The sequence below is a fragment of the Leptolyngbya iicbica LK genome, from assembly GCF_004212215.1.
Classification (GTDB): Bacteria; Cyanobacteriota; Cyanobacteriia; order Phormidesmidales; family Phormidesmidaceae; genus Halomicronema; species Halomicronema iicbica.
The window spans coordinates 1,538,570-1,554,905 of the sequence record NZ_QVFV01000002.1; the positions used below are offsets into that span (position 1 = coordinate 1,538,570).

Sequence of the window (16,336 nt, forward strand, 5' to 3'; positions counted from 1 at the left end):
CTCTTTAGTATTCATCGACAAATTGGGGATGAACCCAGAGAAATTCGCGCCGCTTATTTTGCACTTTCTCCAAACCGCCAAAGCCAGGATCTTTATCTTTGAGCAAAGCATGGAGTTCTCGGAGCATGGCACCTTGAGCGCGAATAGCCTCCCCATGCTCAAACTCGGCTTCATCTCGTTTGGTATGCCAATCGACCGCAATGTTGCTGCTCTTGATGCCAAACTCCAGACTTTTTTGACCGAGATCGAGTTCTTCTTTGATGCCTTGGTAGGTGCTGTCATCGAGCATGAACTGGGTGGTGGAGGCGGCGACAGGTAAAACCAAGCTCAAAGTCCCGGTCACAAATTTGAAAACGGGAACGGCTTTGGTAAACCACTCGCGATTGAGTTCTAGTTCATAGACACCTTGCTTGGGGGCGTCTGGATTTAAGACGGGCAGGGGTTTGCGGGAATGTTCACACCAGAGCGTAAGTCGGAATTTTTCGGCAACCCAGTTGGGGCGATCAAAGAAACCCGGATCAACAGGCTGAAAGCTAAACAACCGAGGGCCTTCTTTGGCTTCATCAATGAGCATTTGCATGAGGTAAGCGAACTGCTGATCGATACGGCTCATCATTGCCCGCTGCTCTCGCGATAATGCCTGATATCGCTGGTGTTCGCGGCGGTCAAGCTTTACGAGATCGCTGCGGATGGCATTCTCAAGATCCTTAGCCATATTTTGAAACTGGTCGATCCCAATTACCTGGGAGGGGGCTGGCGTGGTGGGGGCGTTGTTCAGCAGTTGATCAATGTTTTGCCACTCGTCACAACCGGATACCGTACAGGGGAATTCGGGGCGATTTTTCTTTTTGCTTTCGATCAGCTTTTGCACTTCAAAAAGCCCCTGTCCTGGGTTTTCCATGCCGCAGGGCGCAATACAAGGCACCATGATGTTGCAATTCAGCCCTTCCCAAAAGCTCTCGACCAACCATTTGACCTCTTCGGTGAGGTAAGAGAGAAAGCGTTCTGGATAGGCGGCGCGGACAGTGATTTTGACATCGTTACCGATGTGTTCCAGCAGGGCGCGACCGTTGTAGTCGTTATCGAGCATGAGACCCCGCTGCCAATGGACGCTGTCGGGGTAGTTGTTGCGACCCAAAGAATATTTGTGGAGGCGGACGATGAGTTGGTAAAACAGCCCTTCAGCGTTGGCACTTTGGCCGCGATCGTCTACGATGCGGCAGATTTGGACTTGTTGGCGATCTCCAGCTTCAGGTTCTGCGCCCCAGTTGGGCAGTTGCTCTGGGCGTTGGTCGGGCACCAATTGGGCAATCAGGTGAGTATTGCTGGCTTCGGGCACAGCGGGATCGAGGACGACTCTGTAGGAAAGATCGAAGCGCTCCATCAGCCGCAGAAAGATGGGATGGAGTTCTATGGGATAGCCCGTTTCGCCTTTAAACGGGGGATGGCTCCAGAGTTGGCTGAGATGCTCAAACTCGACGAGGCCATTGCGATCGCGGGTCAACTCATCATCAAGGACAAAGCTGATGGCTTTGGCGAGCCAGTCGGGTTGCAGGATGACGGTATCCTTAAGGATTTCGTCGTAGTGGTAGTGGATGAGATAGCCCAGGGTGTGGGACACGCGCACAAACAGTTCAGCGGCAAAGCCTTCGAGTCCGTGTTCTTCACAGAGGGCGATGACATCGCTGTAGGGCATATAGGGCTTGCCGGAAGCTTCCAGCAATTCGCGAATCTGCTGCCATTTGGTCGGTACTTTGCGACCCATGCCGGGAAGAGTCGCGGCAACCTCCGCAATGGCCTCTCGCAATTCGGCAATGCCCGTGCCCTCTTTGCTATCGATGTGGTGAAAGCCCAGAACGGTATCGCTACCAAACAGGTCAATTAATTCTTGACGATCAATGTCGGGCTGACGTTGACCAGGCCCACCGTGAGTAGCAACCACCAGAATCTTGGCATCCGGCTCTCGATGCTTAATCAGCGTAATCCACTCTTTGACAAACCCCTGCTGTGGCCCCTCACGGGGCTTCCACACCACCAGATAGACTGCTGTAGAGCTGAAAAAGAGCTGATGAGTGGGACGATAAACCCGCTGCCCTCCAAAGTCCCAACCGTTAAGTGTAATTTCTGTTCCGTTGTTTGAAGCGTTGACAATGACAGGCTTAATCTCAATACCATGAGTCGTGGGGCGGCCTTCTAACCAGTCATCACCCCGCAATGATCCCAGCAAGCAACTTTTCCCAACCTCGCCCTCCCCAACCAAGATTAACTTGGCTTCACTCAGTAATACTTCTCCTTCTGCTCTGGCCCTCAAATATTGAGAAATCGCTCTCATGCCTTGTTCGTAAGCTGCTGAGAGATCAGGATTCAGTGGGTTATGGTCAAGCTCAATTTTAATGAGTAGGGGAATCTGTACTAGAGAAGTAGGTAGATCAATTAAATGATTAGACTCCAATTCGAGACTTTCGAGGTTTTTTAAATCTCCGAGCCATTCAGGCAAAAATTTGAGTTGGCACTTATAAGCCCAGAGTCTCCTAAGTTGCTTCATATGCCTGACAGAGCTTGGAAGATTTCCTAAATAATTACCTCCTGCTACGTAACCTAGCCCGAGCTGCCGTAGTTGTTTAAGTGATGAGAAACTATTAGGCAATTTCGATAATTGGTTATCTGTTAAATTCAGACTTTGTAACTGATTCAAAGCAAAAAATACTTCTGGCAATTCTTTTAATTGATTTCCAGCAAGCCCCATAAACCTTAGCTGGTGTAAGGATCTTATTGTAAGAGGTATCGTCTCCAATTGATTGTCAGTAAAATCGAGGGAGCGTAATTCAGTCAGATCCCCGATCCATTCAGGCATTTCCGTTAGCTGATTGCCAGAAAAATAAAGATTCTGCAATTGCCTAAAGTTTTGAATGAATCCCGGCAATTCCGTCAATTGGTTGCCAGAGAAATCAAGTTTTTGCAATTGGGTGAGAGTGGCGATCGCCTTAGGCAATTCCGATAATTGGTTACCAGAAAGGTTAAGCGATTGCAATTGGGTGAGAGTGGCGATCACCTCGGGTAATTCCGCCAATTGGTTGCCAGAAAGATTCAGCGATTGCAATTGGGTGAGAGTGGCGATCGCCTCGGGTACTTCTGTTAAGCCCAATCCACTGAGATCAAGTTCCGTCGCACCCTCCTGACGGGCTGCTTCAATTCGTCGTTCTGCTTCCTGGTAGGCTTCATCTCGCGCCATATTCTCTCACCAAGCTTTCTGCCACCTCCGTTATAGCTTTCGTAGGTGCATCCGCGTAGCGATGCACCATTCCATTCATGTCGGGCGGTGCATTAGCTTCGCTGAATGCACCCTACGGGGGGCAATTTGGGGGAGAGGCACCTATTCCATCTGCAAGTGGGCCTTAATTTCGGGCAACTGCTGCTGGGCATAGTCGTAACCCGTTTGGATAATCGCCTTAGCCTGATGAAAGTCAAAGATACCGTACTGACTCAAGGGTGGCTGTAGCAGAATCTCGGGCGGATGCTCAGTGAGCATGCTGTGCGTGACGCGCTGCTCCATCACATTAAGCGACACTCCAATTACATCAAAAATGTTGGGGCCTTGCCGTTCTTCCGGCATCCAGTTGTCGAGCTTGGCTTGCAGTTGATCTTGCAGGGTTGCGTACTGGTCTTGAAGGCGTTGCAAAACCTTGGCGGCGCGGGTGCTCTGAAATTGGTCGGCCAGGCGATCAAGCTGCTCGGGCATGCGGTTGCGATCGCTCTCCGAGGCTTCGGTCAGGGGATTGTCTGACGACTCAGCACCGCGATCGCCATCCGCCATCTCTGGATCTGAATCATCGGGCTGATTGCGGGTTGGTGCGGCAGTGGAGTCAGTGCTCATTTCCCCAGACGTTTCATCCGGCGGAGCGGGATGATTGAGATTCACCGCCAGCACCACATCGACGCCCAAGCGGCGGGCCACATCCACCGGCACGGGGTTCACAATACCGCCATCTCCCAGATGACGACCAGAATGCAAGAATGGGGTGAAAATGCCCGGAATTGAAATGCTCGCGCGAACGGCATCGGCCAGGTGTCCCTGCTCTAAACAAACGGGGCCGCCAGTTTCGAGATCCGTCGCGACGCAGCAAAAGGGAATGGTGGTGTCTTCGATGTGGCGATCGTAGAGATGCTCCGACAATAAGTCGTAGATGCGGTTGCCATCGAGCAACCCCGTGCTGGGAAAGACCACATCAAAATACGAGACGATCGCCCGCCAGTTGAGGTTTTGCACAAAGGCTTCAAGTTCATCGAGTTCATCCGCCGCATAGATGGCCCCGACAAAGGCTCCGATGCTAGAGCCCGCGATCGCGTGAATCTGAATACCGGCCTCCTCCAAAGCACGAATGACGCCAATATGCGCCCATCCCCTCGCTCCGCCACTGCCTAGCGCTAGCCCCAAGGTCTTCACCAAGTCTCTGTCCCCTTGTGGTTAATGACACACACAGCATACGTGCTGCCACCAATTTCGTTAGACCAAGAAGCAGAATTGAACCGGTTTAATCCACCTTGGTTTCATCCACTAGCGTCAGGCTCACCCAGGTGCCCTGAACGGAATATTGGCGAATCAGGCGTTGGCGATGGGTGGGAGAAATCAGCCAGCCGACTTCCAGAAACAGCGGTTGGCGCGGCGTGATCGCGGTGGGACAGGTCGAGGACGCGCCATCGGGCAAAAGCAACACCTGCACCGGCTGACTCCCGGTGGTGAAAAGAAGGCGATCGCCACTCACCACCCCCTGCGACTGAATGGATGGCCCCCCATCGCCAAATTGCAGCGTTTGTTCTACGGTACCGCTGTGATGGGCGATCGCTAAGCGCGTGGCATAGGTGTCATCCGGGCGCAAATCGGGATACACCGTGGTCGCTTCTCCCACCCAGGTGCCGACCAATTCCTCGACTCGCAATGGGGAGCGCGTCGAGGGCGCTGTGCCATCCAGATGTTCGCGAATCAGGGTGAGCTGGTGCAGGTCACGGTTTTTGTCAAAGAGCTGCACCAGGCGCAGGCGATGGTTGGCAGCAATCAAGCCCAGCTCCACGCCAAATTCGGAAAACGGCCCCCACTGCATGGAACCCTGAGAAAACGCGCCATTGTCCAAAAACAGCACACTTTTGGCCAGCGTGCGATATTGCAGCACTGTTTCCTGGGGCGGTTCTCCCGGTGGCTGTTTGGTAATGGTCTGCCGCATCAGATTGTCGTGATCCAGTGGCTGCAACTCAACCACGGTGGGCGTATCGGCCAACACCTCACCCGTCGGCGACACTTGTGTAAAAGAGCCGACCCAGCGCCCCGTATTTTTGAGCAACCGTTGCCATTGGGATGCCATCGTGCCTGCCCCTCAAACCTCTGAAATTCAGCGTCTCATGTTTTGTTGCGGCACTGGCCGTTCCGTAAATTTAGTTGATGGCAGTCACCGTCGAGCCAGTCGTGTCGATCGCCAGCGGGGTCGCATCCACAATTTCAATACCGGTTTGCTGCCAGGCTTGGGCCATCGCCTGGGCGATCGCGGCGGCCCGATCGGCGCTGCCCAACGCCAACAGGGTCGGCCCCGCCCCGCTAATGGTGACTCCATAAGCCCCGGCATCCCGCGCGGCCTGAGTCACCGCGTCGTAACCGGGAATCAGGGACTTGCGGTAGGGCTCGTGGATGCGATCGCCGATCGCCGTCCGCAACCAATCGCCATTCCCTGTCGCCAACGCTTGAATGAGTAGGCCCAGATGGCCCATCGTATAGACCGCATCCGCCCGCGAATATGCCGTCGGCAACACCGCCCGCGCCTGGGCAGTAGAAACCTCAAAAGCGGGGACCACCAAGATCGGAATAATGTCTGGATGCCACGGCACCTCGCATACCGTAGCCGTCCCCGCATCGTCTACCGTGGTCAGGCGACAGCCCCCCAACAACGCGGGCACCACATTATCCGGGTGTCCCTCAATTTCGGTGGCGAAATCCGCGAGCGCCTGGGCATCCAGAGGTTCCCCCGCCATCGCATTTGCCCCCAAAATGCCCCCCACGATCGCCGTCGAAGAGCTGCCCATCCCCCGGGCCAACGGCACATCCAGCTCAATTTCCAAGCTCAGTGCCGGAACGGGTTGCCCAATTTTGTGAAAGAACTTTTGAAACGCCACATAGGCCAAATTGGAAGCATCCGTGGTGACGCGATCGCTATCCAAACCCTGCACAGTAATTTGTAGCGTCTCGGCCGTCGGCAGCGACGCAAAGGTGAAGTGGTTGTAGCGGGTCAGCGCTGCCCCCAGACAGTCAAACCCCGGCCCAATATTCGCGGTGGTCGCCGGTACCGCTACTCGAAATGCCCCGCTCATGTCCCCTCCTTCCACGATCCTGCGCCGCTGTTACCCGCACTAGCGCCCCGAATATTACCATTCATTCTGGGGACCACGTTGAGTTCATCAAGATTCGAGCGCCGATTTCGCTAGACTAGATGCGGTCTGAGCCCAGGGAGAGCCAGCATGAGCAAACTGCTTGTTGTCGTCGGATTATCAATTGCGGGACTCAGCGCGATCGCCAGTAGCGCGATCGCTGCCGACGAGCAGACCACGGCTCGCCGCATGGCTGAGCTGCCTTTGCCCGCTTTGTCTGCCCCGCTGCCGCCAGCTCCCGAGCGCCCCGGTCAGAGCCTGACACAAATCTTTCCGCCCGAAAACTTTGCTGATGTCTCCCCCAATCACTGGGCCTACACCGCCGTCAGCACCCTGGCTGAAGACTACGGCTGCTTGGCTGGCTATCCCGATGGCACCTTTCGTGGCGACGAATTTGTCACCCGGTACGAATTTGCCGTCGCCCTCGAAGCCTGCCTGGATGCGGTTTTCCAACTCATTGACCCGCAGCAGCAAATCGACACCGAGCGGCTGCTGAATCAGCTCGAAGTCTTGCATCGCGAACTGGGCACTCTGGCAGACGACGTCGGCGAATTGGAGTCACCGCTAGAAACCGAGTAAATAGCTCCCTACCCCCAACTTAAGAGATCTCCGGAAAAGAAGTCCCCACTTGTAGGGTGTCATAAGCGCAGCGTCATGCAACCCAGGCCGGTATTTTGGGGTCCGGAACTCTCCTTAGGTCCTACTTCTGCTTGAGACAACAGTGGAGCTGTCGTTAATTAATGAGGCGGCGATCGTGGCTGATGCGATAAGTGATGGCGCAAATTACGCTGAGAAAACCTAGCCCCAGTAAACCTGCTAGGGGATTGCCACCGATACCGGTGACCCATTCCGGTACTTGCGCCGTTGCCACCATCAGGTCATTCACATCAACTTGATAATACGCAAACACCAGCCCGCCATGGAGTCCAGCCGCTGGCCCCAAAACTGTCGTGCGACGCTGCTGCCATCGCCCCGCCACGGGAATTCGGCGCGCCCACACTAGCGCCACTCCTAGCATGAGTAACCCCAAGAACTGGGGCCAGGTTGCCAAAATTGCCGAGAGGGGCCGCAAAAAGTGGGCGATCGCAAAAATGAGCGCATTCAGCCACAGAGCCGCAGCGGGACTAAAATCCTGTTCCAGTTCATACAGCAGCCAGCCGCGAAACAGAAGTTCCTCAGCCAGACCGACCCCCACCCCAACCAACAACCCTTCCAGCAACAAGCGACCGACGGCTGGCCCCGGCGGCTGCCAGGTGCTCCAACCCAAGAGCCATTGCAGGCCATATAGTAACCCGATGCCCACAACGCCACCCAGAAATGCGATCGCCCAACTCAGCCACCAGCGATCGCGCTGGCTAAACCCCAGCACCCGCCATGGATAGCGGCAGTGATGCACGCCCCGCAGCCACGAAGGCAAGCCCAACATAAAGACCATGAAGAGACTGATCGGTGCCCAGATGACCGACTGGCCATCCGTAGCAGCGTATTCCCAAAAGTAAAGCGGCAGCGCGATCGGTACCGCTAGCACAACGGCACCGGCCAAACCCACTACCACTCTCATCAGAGCCGGGCACCGTCGAACCAATAGCCAAAAACGTTTCAACAGCGCTCGGTTTACTCTTCCGGCTCAATAGAACTGGTGAGCCCCTTACCCTTTAAGCCTTCGCAGTAAAATTCCGCATGCTCTTGGGCACACACAATCACCACACCCACTTCAGAAACATGCGCCTGCATCATGACATTGACCGCTTGCGGCATCGACAAACTGGGAACCACCTTCATCAGCGACTCCACCACATACTCCATCGAGTTGAAGTCATCATTGTGCAGCAGTACGCGGTACCGGGGAGCCGGTTTTCGAACTGTGGATGTAGAGCGACTTTTAATCGTATCGACAGCCACCATAAGCGCCTCAATAAAGCTAGTTACTCGTTAAGTAGATCAATCTAGTGCCGATCGCACCAGCAAATTGTGTTGAATTTGCCTCAAAGTCCAGAAGCCCTCATTGGCCAACCGCGCCATCCCGCAAGCTCCAACATCGTCGCCCGAAGCAAGACGCTGATCGCAGGATAATTTCATGTTCACCACAGATGGCTTTGGTGGGATTCTAGACTATTAAATCTTAATTGAGATTTTCGGCCCTGACAAAGAAAAACTGTGGAGGCTGACAAAGTAAGTCCCTGACAATAAACAATCTCTCAGGGACACGGTCTCTGGCGGCATACCCGAAGTCTTGCAGTCTCAACCGAGGACTAAGTCCCTCAGTCCCCGCGATATCTCATTTTCCATCCTTTGGCGTGGCGCGGCTGCATTATGCGCCGCTGTTCTAAGGAATTGGAAATAATTTAAGTGTGAACAGCCGTCTCGGCTGTTCAAGAGCAGGCAAGATATGCCTGCCCGACAAGACTTGGATTTTATAAAATCCTGATTCCTAAGTGGAGCAGCCCATCTTGCTAAACATCGCTGGGACCCTTTCACTCTATGTAAACTGAGTGAGTAGTCCCTTCGCATTGGTGACCCCGGGCATGAGCATCGCGGCGTATCAAATCGTCTATGTAGATTGTGGGCAGTCCCGACTTTATGGCGAACTCGTGCAGCATATGGCAGAGCGACAAACCTGCTGGTTGCGCCCCATTTCATTGAGGCAAACTTCGCCCACCACTGAAACCGCAGAGTTTTTAGACGTTTCTAATGGCCCTGATATCATCTGTGCCGATCATGTGATCCAGCCCGTTTTGGATACTGACTGGCTGACGGTACTCGCCACGCTTTCTGCGACCAAAGGTGATTGTGATTACCGTAGTGCCAATCAACATTTGCGCCAATTTGTCACCTGTCTCTTGAGTTTGTGAGGCAATCCTAAGGTTCCTCGATGGGTACTTTGACGCTGGGTTTCCAGGGTCGGTGCCACCATGAACGAGCTCAAAAAACTCGGTAACTGGCCATTCAGCCCTTTAAATAACCAAGGCGACGATCTCGCGATCGTCGCCCCAATGTTCGAATAGTTAGCAAAAGGTACCGACAACCAAAAAAGCATTGACTAGCGGCCTTAATAGGCCCCCTTGCGGTATAGCACAACGAGCACGGTCTCTAGCAATAGCTTGAGGTCATAAAAGAAAGACCACCGCTCCTGGTAGCTCAAATCCATGCTGACGATATCTTCAAAATCGCTGACGGAGGAGCGCCCGCGGACTTGCCACTCGCCTGTGATGCCGGGCTTCACATTCAAGCGTTGCCAGTGGTGCTTGTCATACTGCATCACTTCATCAATCGTCGGCGGTCGGGTGCCAACTAGGCTCATGTCTCCCACCAGCACGTTCAGAAACTGGGGAAATTCGTCCAAGCTGGTTTTACGCAATAGCTTACCGACGCGGGTAATCCGAGGATCGTTCTTGTTCTTAAATACCAAACCTTGGGCTTCGTTCTGCACCAAGTGCTTCAGCTTGTCAGCGTCTGCCACCATGGAGCGAAACTTCCAAATGCGGAAGGTTTTGCCCTGGTGACCACACCGCAGTTGACTGTAAAAAATCGGGCCTGGGTTATCAATTTGAATCGCGATCGCGATCGGGACAAAAATAATTGCGGTGATCACCAGTCCCACGATCGCTCCCAAGATGTCGAGCCCTCGCTTCAACAGGCTCGTAACCGAAGGGTGCTCTAGGTTAACCCCTGTGGGGATATAAAAGCTTAAATTATCAGCGTCATTAAGAACTGCTTCGGGAACTGCAATATCGAAGTGGGCAGTACCATTTTGTATATTAACCACCGGAAAATCGACTCCTTTGATTGCTCCTCAAGCAACTACAGAATATTCTCAACTCCCATCTCCGTATATGCCCTGATGACAAGGTTCATCAAAACTTTAATCTTCACCGAATCTCGATGAAGATGCCTTCGCGATTCACGGAATCGATACTGCTGTACACGTAGCTAAAGTGACATTATATGAAGGCGTCAGTCATCCAGACGAGCGTTGAGCGTGACGTCCAGCCAGGTGCTCAAATCCCCATGGAACAAGGGCTTGACACTCTTGAGAGCGGGCCGAAAAATGTCTAAGTGCCGCGATTTAAAGCAATCTCTGGCGAGTATTTTTTTAAGCACCATCATATTAGATGCCTGCCATTCCCTGTAAAGCACCAGTGAATGGCAGGCTATGTTGCGGCTCCGTAATAATGCTGATGAAGCTTCGTTGGGCCATCAAGCTAATCAGTGATCGCTGATATCACCCGCCGCTCCCTGGCCTGTGCTGGCTGTTGAGTCAGGTTGGGCAAAGCGTCTGTGGGTCACTCAAGATGTCCGTAGGTTAAATTTACGCAGACTAGACTGTCAGTGGCGTCTATGCGAACAAGGCTCAGCCTGTCAGAACCTAGCCTGATTTATTGGCCAGTTGTACTGGGAATCGCAAGAACTTGATAAGACATGGGGGCGCGCTGCCTCAACTCAGCCGCAATATGGGCGGGGGTAATATCGGCTAAGGAGCACTCATGCTTTTGCATTAATGTGAGCAGCAGATCGCGGGAAAGCAAGGCCGCCTCTGCCAAGAAGCGATCGTTTATCGTTAAGTTGGCAGCTTGAATTTCAGCCAAGTCTTGCTGCAAGGTTTGAATCGTCGAGTCGGTAGCAAACATCGCGACCTCCGAGTAGATGTGATGGTAGTTCAATCGTTCAAAGGTTAGCCATGCCAGCCTTTGTAGTCCTGTTATAGCCCTTAGCGATATTGATAAAATCGGCAATTTCTACAGGTCTTTGACGCCCATCGCCCACGACGGCACAACATTAGTTGCATTTACGTAAGACAGAATTCCCCTTAATCCTGAGGGTGAAGTCCTTCTCCAATACGATGGAAGTTGCCTTAAGTGGTTCGCAGCAGACCCAATTTCTGCAGACGTTGATCGTTAAATCGGTCAATGACTAGGCTGGCCCCATAGCCATACAGAACATCGGCAGCATGGGTCGAGGCAACTCCCACCGTCGGAATTTGAGCCGATACTGCTGACTGAATCCCAGTTTTCGAGTCTTCAAACACGATCGCATCCTCAGGCGCAAGGTTAAACCGCTCCAACGCGGTTTGATAGGGCAGCGGGTCAGGCTTACTGCGCGGTAGCTCCCCAGCGATGAGCAAGTAATCGAAGGCGGTGTCGAGCTGCAATATATTGAGCACAAACTCAGCGTTGGCGCGGGGGGCATTGGTGACAACAGCAGTTTTCAGTTCGTGGTGTTGAATCCAGTCGTAAAGCTCGTCAAAGCCGGACATCCGCGTGAGCTCACTGGCAGCCAATTCGCGGAATTTTGCTTCTTTATCGATTACGAGTTGCGCGCCTTCGGCAGCGGAAAGTTGCGGCAACAGTTCTTTGATTAGATATTCGTTGAGCCGACCGCTGATGTGCTCTTTAAAGAAGGCGTCGTCAACGGTGTAGCCCTCGGGCTCTAAAATGTCGCGCCAGACTTTGATGTGAATCGGGTCGGTGTTGGCAAGGGTGCCGTCAAGGTCGAACAAGACCGCCTGGAGCATAGGAGTGGCTGGGTGTGTGGGTGAGAAGGTAGTCTGGGCGTGAGGCTGGGGCGTGTTTTGCTCCATTACCCGCCATGGATTCTACCAGCTGTCACGGCTGCAGGTGTGTATCATCGCGACTTGCCGTGATGCCCATGCCCAGTTGGCGATCGCTGGCAAACCGCCTTATGGGCTATCGGTCACGATCCGCAGGTGAGGGCAAAGTTGCGATAAAGCGGCCCGATGAGAAGCCTCCCAATGTTGCATCAGCATGGCGACCAACTCGGTTGCATCGGTGTCCATGATGAACTCGCTGGCAGCCTGGGTTGATAAACTGTCTGCCCCTTCACCACAGCTGACCTGACCGCTCAAGAGCGCCTCAGCATCGGTAAAGATGCTGTTGGGGTATAGCCGTCGGTATTCAGTTAAAAAAGCGGATTCTCTTAGGCTGTATTGAGGTGATTGCAGGGTGGCAGTCGCGCCAATGCAGCGATCGCTCAGCCCAATCGTTTGTCCTGGGGGATTGATATAAAAGCACAGGCTACTAACAATCAGCGTTTCAAACATGACTGGAGTCCTCGCTGGGGCTGGGTCTAGTATCTATACCCGCCGACCGCAGCAGTTTGCAGAAAATGACAGACTGCTCTGCTGATAGAGGACAACTTCGCGCAGCTCGCGGTCAATCTGTGCTTATCAGGCGTCATCAGATTGGGCATACCGCTGAGAGCGCCAGCCCGGAATCGTACTTTGCTTGGCGCGGGCCACCACCAGGGAGTCATCGGCGACGTCTTTGGTGACAACGGAACCAGCCCCAACGGTAACATCAGCGCCAAGGGTGACTGGGGCAACCAAGACGCTATTGGAGCCTGTTTTGGTGCGATCGCCAATCACCGTGGGATGCTTTTTCACGCCGTCATAGTTCGCGGTGATGGTACCCGCGCCGACATTGACCTGATTGCCCAAGGTCGCATCACCGAGATATGAGAGGTGAGCCACGTTGACGCGATCGCCCAAGGTCGATTTCTTGATTTCCACAAAGTTTCCAATGCGGCAGTTATCGCCCACCACCGCTTGCCCCCGCAGGTGAGCATAGGGTCCAACTCGCACACCATCCCCCACCTGACTGTCCGACAACGTGGAATAGAGGATCGTGGCGTTGCTGCCGATGACAGAATTTTCGATCAGACTACCGGGGCCAATGCGACAGCCAGAACCGATGACGGTATTGCCCCGCAGGTGGGTTTGCGGCTCAATAATCACGTCCGACTCAATCTGCACCGTAATATCAACGGTGCTGGTATCAGGTTCTAAAAAGGTGACGCCTGCCGCCATCCACTCATCTTTAATGCGGTCTTGCAAAATGCTGTAGGCTTCGGCCAGCTGCTTACGGTTGTTGATGCCCTGAATCTCTTGGGCATCGTCCACATCGACAGCCATGACGGGGGTCATATCTTTGACCACGTCCGTCAGGTAGTACTCCTGTTGATCATTATCGGCTTTGAGTGCGGGCAAAATCTTGGACAGGGCTGACCATTTGAAGCAGTAGACCCCCGCGTTAATGCGGCGGTTTTGGCGTTGGGCTTCGGTGCAGTCGCGATGCTCGATGATTTCGGTTACCACGTCGTCATCATTGCAAAAGACGCGACCATAGCCAGTGGGGTCAAGAAATTGCGCCGTCAACAGCGTCGCTTCATTTTGCCGGGTCTGATGCACCTCCAGCAGTTGGCGCAGGGTCGCCGGACGCAATAGCGGCACATCGCCATTCAGCACGAGTAGGTCGCCCTCAAAGTCTTGCAAGTGGGGCAGCACCTGCTGTACGGCATGGCCCGTGCCCAGCTGCTCGGTCTGCTCAACAAAGGTGACATCGGTCAAATGGGCTAAGGCAGTTCTGACTTGGTCGGCTTCGTAGCCCACGACGACCAGGCGATGGGTCGGATCCACATCGGTAAGACTGTCGAGGACGCATTCCACCAGCGATCGCCCGCCGAGGGGATGCAACACTTTCGGCAATGACGACTTCATCCGTGTGCCTTTGCCTGCTGCCAACACCACTACCGCGAGCTTTCCTGCCATGACCCTTGTCCCTTAGCATGCCAATCTTCGCCACGGAGTATACCGCGCTTTGTCAGGGGTTTGAGCGAGTGATTATTGATTCTCCCCGTGAGGTCGCCCCCCTTGCCGCCGTCCCCCTGGATGCAGGACTTGGTTGCATCAGGACGAATCGAGGCTAAATCGGCCTTCCGCTTGGCAAAGCGCCACAGTGCTTCATCGTTAAGTGGCAAATTTAGGGAATGTTTATGATGAGTGAACCGTGGAAAAGCGTGTGAGTCGGATGCACGGCTTAGGTTACTTTGTTGCTCGGCTGGGTTCTTAACATTGATGTCGCCACCTGTCGCCCATGATCTTGCAGCGCTTCGGCAGCTGATTACAGACACGCTGTATGAGCGTTATTTAGGGCTGATTGCGGGTCGGGTGGGCATGACCCGGCGGCGGGCAGAATGCTTTTTGCGACTGTGGCTGTATCTCTTGGCGAAGGCGGCGTACCAGCAGGGACAAGCCTTACCAGCCCCGCTGGCGCAGCTGACGTTGCCTCCCGGCTGGGTGGAATGTAGCTGTGGCGAGGCGGCGGATGTGTTTTATAGCGATCGCGAGCGGGGCAGCGATCGCGCGGCGGGCATGATGCTCGATAAGTTGGCGGCGTTGGGGCTGATTCGCAAAACCTTTGACGGCAACACCACACAGATTGCCATTGTGGAATTGCCTGAATTGCAAGCGCCTCCGACGGCGATCGCGATCGCCGACATTGAGCCCGACGACTTTGATCCCCGCTGCGACGCCATTCCTATCGCCAATTTATTAGCGCAAAACTACAACTGGCTGAACCGCAACACCGACGCCGTGCCCTACCGCATCGCTAACATCCTGCGCGACTGGGCAGAGCAATATAGTCAAGGATTCCGGGTGTTGCGCCGTTGCGACAACCAAAATCCCCTCGGCTTTTATGCGCTGTATCCCACCCAGCGCGAGTCGGAAATCAAATTTTTTGAGCCGCCAAGTCAGGGGTTGCATTTGAGCCAAGTCGCGAGCGAAGACCCCTTCAAAATGGCGCTGCCGGGCGATCGCCAGTGCCGTTCTGTGTTTGTCCGCAGTTTTGTCATCCATCCCAGCCATCTCAACGACCAACGCAGTCGATTTGTTCAAGATGCGCAGCAAAGACTGGTGGCGATGCAGCAAGATTTTCCTAATTTAATGGATATGTATACTCTAGTGATTCATCCTAGCTATGCTGACTTAGCCGCAGCGTTAGGCTTTCAAGCCACCCATGCCGATCCCAAATTGCCCTTGCAGTGGATGTATCAGGCCGTGGATCGCTTTGTGGCGATGGATGTGTCCACTGCCCTCAAGCAAATCTAACCCGGCGCGTCGGGCGAGCGGGCTGTTTGGCGGGGTAGTGCACAACGGCCTCAAGCGATCGCCCTCAATATCGCTTTTACCGATAGCCCCAAAGTAGGCGGCTCGACTCATCGCACTGTATTTACCATCATGGATAAGCATCTAGCAAAACTCAGCAAGTTTTTGAGTTTGATCCTCCGTCACAAACCGCAGGTAATTGGCCTGCAACTCGATGCCAACGGCTGGGCAGAAGTGGAGCAACTCATTGAGCTGGTGAATCAACACGGCATCGCTGTTTCCCAAGAACTGCTTGATGCGATCGTGCAAAAAAATACCCAAGAGCGGTTCACCTACAACGCCGATCGCAGCAAAATTCGCGCTAACCAGGGCCATTCCCTCGCGGTGGATTTGGAACTCGTGGCGGAGGTGCCTCCCACAATTTTGTTTCACGGCACAGCGACTCGCTTTTTATCCTCCATTCGTACACGCGGACTGTTGCCCGGTAGCCGCCAGCATGTGCATTTAGCCGCTGAAGAAATTGATGCCATTCGGGTGGGACAGCGCCACGGTCACCCCATCGTCCTCACCATTCAGGCAGAGGCGATGTGTCGCGCGGGATATCAGTTTTATTGCTCCCAAAATGGCGTTTGGCTGACGGAAATTGTGCCCCCTCGCTATATCGAGTTTCCGACTCATGTGGGGCGATCGCGCTAGCTCCGGCACAGGCGCATCTGTTGCTGTCTCGTATTGAGCCATGGCGAAAAGCCCTCCGTTGCCAAATATGACAAGTGCGATCGCTGAGCGGCACAGTCGAAAGCGACAGTGATACAATCACCACCAAGCTAGGGGTGTCCGAGCAAATCGGGCTGAGATTATACCCTCAGAACCTGACCTGGTTAATACCAGCGGAGGGAAGCGTTGATTGAGGTTACGCAACCGAAGCGACGAGCAGTGCTGCCAATTTAAAATTTTGAAGTCAGAATTTTGAATTGATTGCCTAAAGCCAATTCGAGCTGTTTTCTGACTAGCGGAATTCAGGGT

Annotated in this window: 15 protein-coding genes and 1 riboswitch; of the genes, 4 read left to right on the forward strand and 11 right to left on the reverse strand. The window is 53.9% G+C overall.

Translation table 11 applies throughout. The annotated features are described in order from the left end of the window. Positions 1–4 precede the first annotated feature (4 nt). The 4 genes from DYY88_RS13865 to thrB form a co-directional block, all read right to left on the reverse strand. The gene (locus DYY88_RS13865; RefSeq protein ID WP_039727351.1) at positions 5–3,232 is read right to left on the reverse strand and encodes a leucine-rich repeat domain-containing protein; all 3,228 of its coding nucleotides are present in this window, start codon (positions 3,230–3,232) and stop codon (positions 5–7) included. A 141-nt stretch (positions 3,233–3,373) separates the two neighbouring features. Further along, the gene (locus tag DYY88_RS13870; RefSeq protein WP_242517613.1) at positions 3,374–4,444 is read right to left on the reverse strand and encodes a patatin family protein; all 1,071 of its coding nucleotides are present in this window, start codon (positions 4,442–4,444) and stop codon (positions 3,374–3,376) included. 88 nt (positions 4,445–4,532) lie between these two features. Continuing rightward, on the reverse strand, positions 4,533–5,357 hold the full coding sequence (locus tag DYY88_RS13875; protein ID WP_039727349.1) for a DUF3598 family protein: 825 nt from the start codon (positions 5,355–5,357) through the stop codon (positions 4,533–4,535). Between the two features lie 70 nt (positions 5,358–5,427). Continuing rightward, positions 5,428–6,354: a homoserine kinase gene (thrB, locus tag DYY88_RS13880; protein WP_039727348.1), complete on the reverse strand. Its 927-nt coding sequence runs from the start codon at positions 6,352–6,354 to the stop codon at positions 5,428–5,430. Between the two features lie 147 nt (positions 6,355–6,501). Here thrB and DYY88_RS13885 point away from each other — a divergent pair, with 147 nt between their 5' ends. Continuing rightward, on the forward strand, positions 6,502–6,990 hold the full coding sequence (locus DYY88_RS13885; RefSeq protein WP_039727347.1) for an S-layer homology domain-containing protein: 489 nt from the start codon (positions 6,502–6,504) through the stop codon (positions 6,988–6,990). A gap of 154 nt (positions 6,991–7,144) precedes the next feature. Here DYY88_RS13885 and DYY88_RS13890 read toward each other — a convergent pair whose 3' ends face one another. Together DYY88_RS13890 and clpS are read right to left on the reverse strand one after the other, a co-directional pair. Then, on the reverse strand, positions 7,145–7,972 hold the full coding sequence (locus DYY88_RS13890) for a CPBP family intramembrane glutamic endopeptidase (protein WP_044151254.1): 828 nt from the start codon (positions 7,970–7,972) through the stop codon (positions 7,145–7,147). A 53-nt stretch (positions 7,973–8,025) separates the two neighbouring features. Continuing rightward, entirely contained in the window at positions 8,026–8,316 is a 291-nt protein-coding gene (gene clpS, locus DYY88_RS13895; RefSeq protein ID WP_201279015.1) for an ATP-dependent Clp protease adapter ClpS, read from the reverse strand. Between the two features lie 587 nt (positions 8,317–8,903). Between clpS and DYY88_RS13900 the strand changes: the two genes are divergently transcribed. Beyond that, complete coding sequence (locus DYY88_RS13900) at positions 8,904–9,263, forward strand: hypothetical protein (protein ID WP_130199436.1); 360 nt, start codon at positions 8,904–8,906, stop codon at positions 9,261–9,263. A 197-nt stretch (positions 9,264–9,460) separates the two neighbouring features. On the opposite strand, the gene DYY88_RS13905 is transcribed toward DYY88_RS13900, so the two are convergent. The 5 genes from DYY88_RS13905 to glmU form a co-directional block, all read right to left on the reverse strand. Next, positions 9,461–10,177 carry a sugar transferase gene (locus DYY88_RS13905; RefSeq protein WP_367889289.1) on the reverse strand — a complete coding sequence of 239 codons (717 nt, stop codon included), beginning with the start codon at positions 10,175–10,177 and terminating at the stop codon, positions 9,461–9,463. 610 nt (positions 10,178–10,787) lie between these two features. Then, positions 10,788–11,039: a hypothetical protein gene (locus DYY88_RS13910; protein WP_039727344.1), complete on the reverse strand. Its 252-nt coding sequence runs from the start codon at positions 11,037–11,039 to the stop codon at positions 10,788–10,790. 224 nt (positions 11,040–11,263) lie between these two features. Beyond that, positions 11,264–11,923, reverse strand: a complete 660-nt coding sequence (locus DYY88_RS13915) for an HAD family hydrolase (protein ID WP_039727343.1) — start codon at positions 11,921–11,923, stop codon at positions 11,264–11,266. A 165-nt stretch (positions 11,924–12,088) separates the two neighbouring features. Beyond that, positions 12,089–12,469 carry a hypothetical protein gene (locus DYY88_RS13920; protein ID WP_039727342.1) on the reverse strand — a complete coding sequence of 127 codons (381 nt, stop codon included), beginning with the start codon at positions 12,467–12,469 and terminating at the stop codon, positions 12,089–12,091. Between the two features lie 126 nt (positions 12,470–12,595). Next, the gene (glmU, locus tag DYY88_RS13925; RefSeq protein ID WP_039727340.1) at positions 12,596–13,975 is read right to left on the reverse strand and encodes a bifunctional UDP-N-acetylglucosamine diphosphorylase/glucosamine-1-phosphate N-acetyltransferase GlmU; all 1,380 of its coding nucleotides are present in this window, start codon (positions 13,973–13,975) and stop codon (positions 12,596–12,598) included. Positions 13,976–14,281: 306 nt separating this feature from the next. Between glmU and DYY88_RS13930 the strand changes: the two genes are divergently transcribed. Continuing rightward, complete coding sequence (locus DYY88_RS13930) at positions 14,282–15,316, forward strand: hypothetical protein (protein WP_236146357.1); 1,035 nt, start codon at positions 14,282–14,284, stop codon at positions 15,314–15,316. A gap of 129 nt (positions 15,317–15,445) precedes the next feature. Beyond that, positions 15,446–16,009, forward strand: a complete 564-nt coding sequence (locus tag DYY88_RS13935) for an RNA 2'-phosphotransferase (protein ID WP_039727339.1) — start codon at positions 15,446–15,448, stop codon at positions 16,007–16,009. A gap of 120 nt (positions 16,010–16,129) precedes the next feature. Beyond that, positions 16,130–16,226, forward strand: a riboswitch (TPP riboswitch). Positions 16,227–16,336 lie beyond the last annotated feature (110 nt).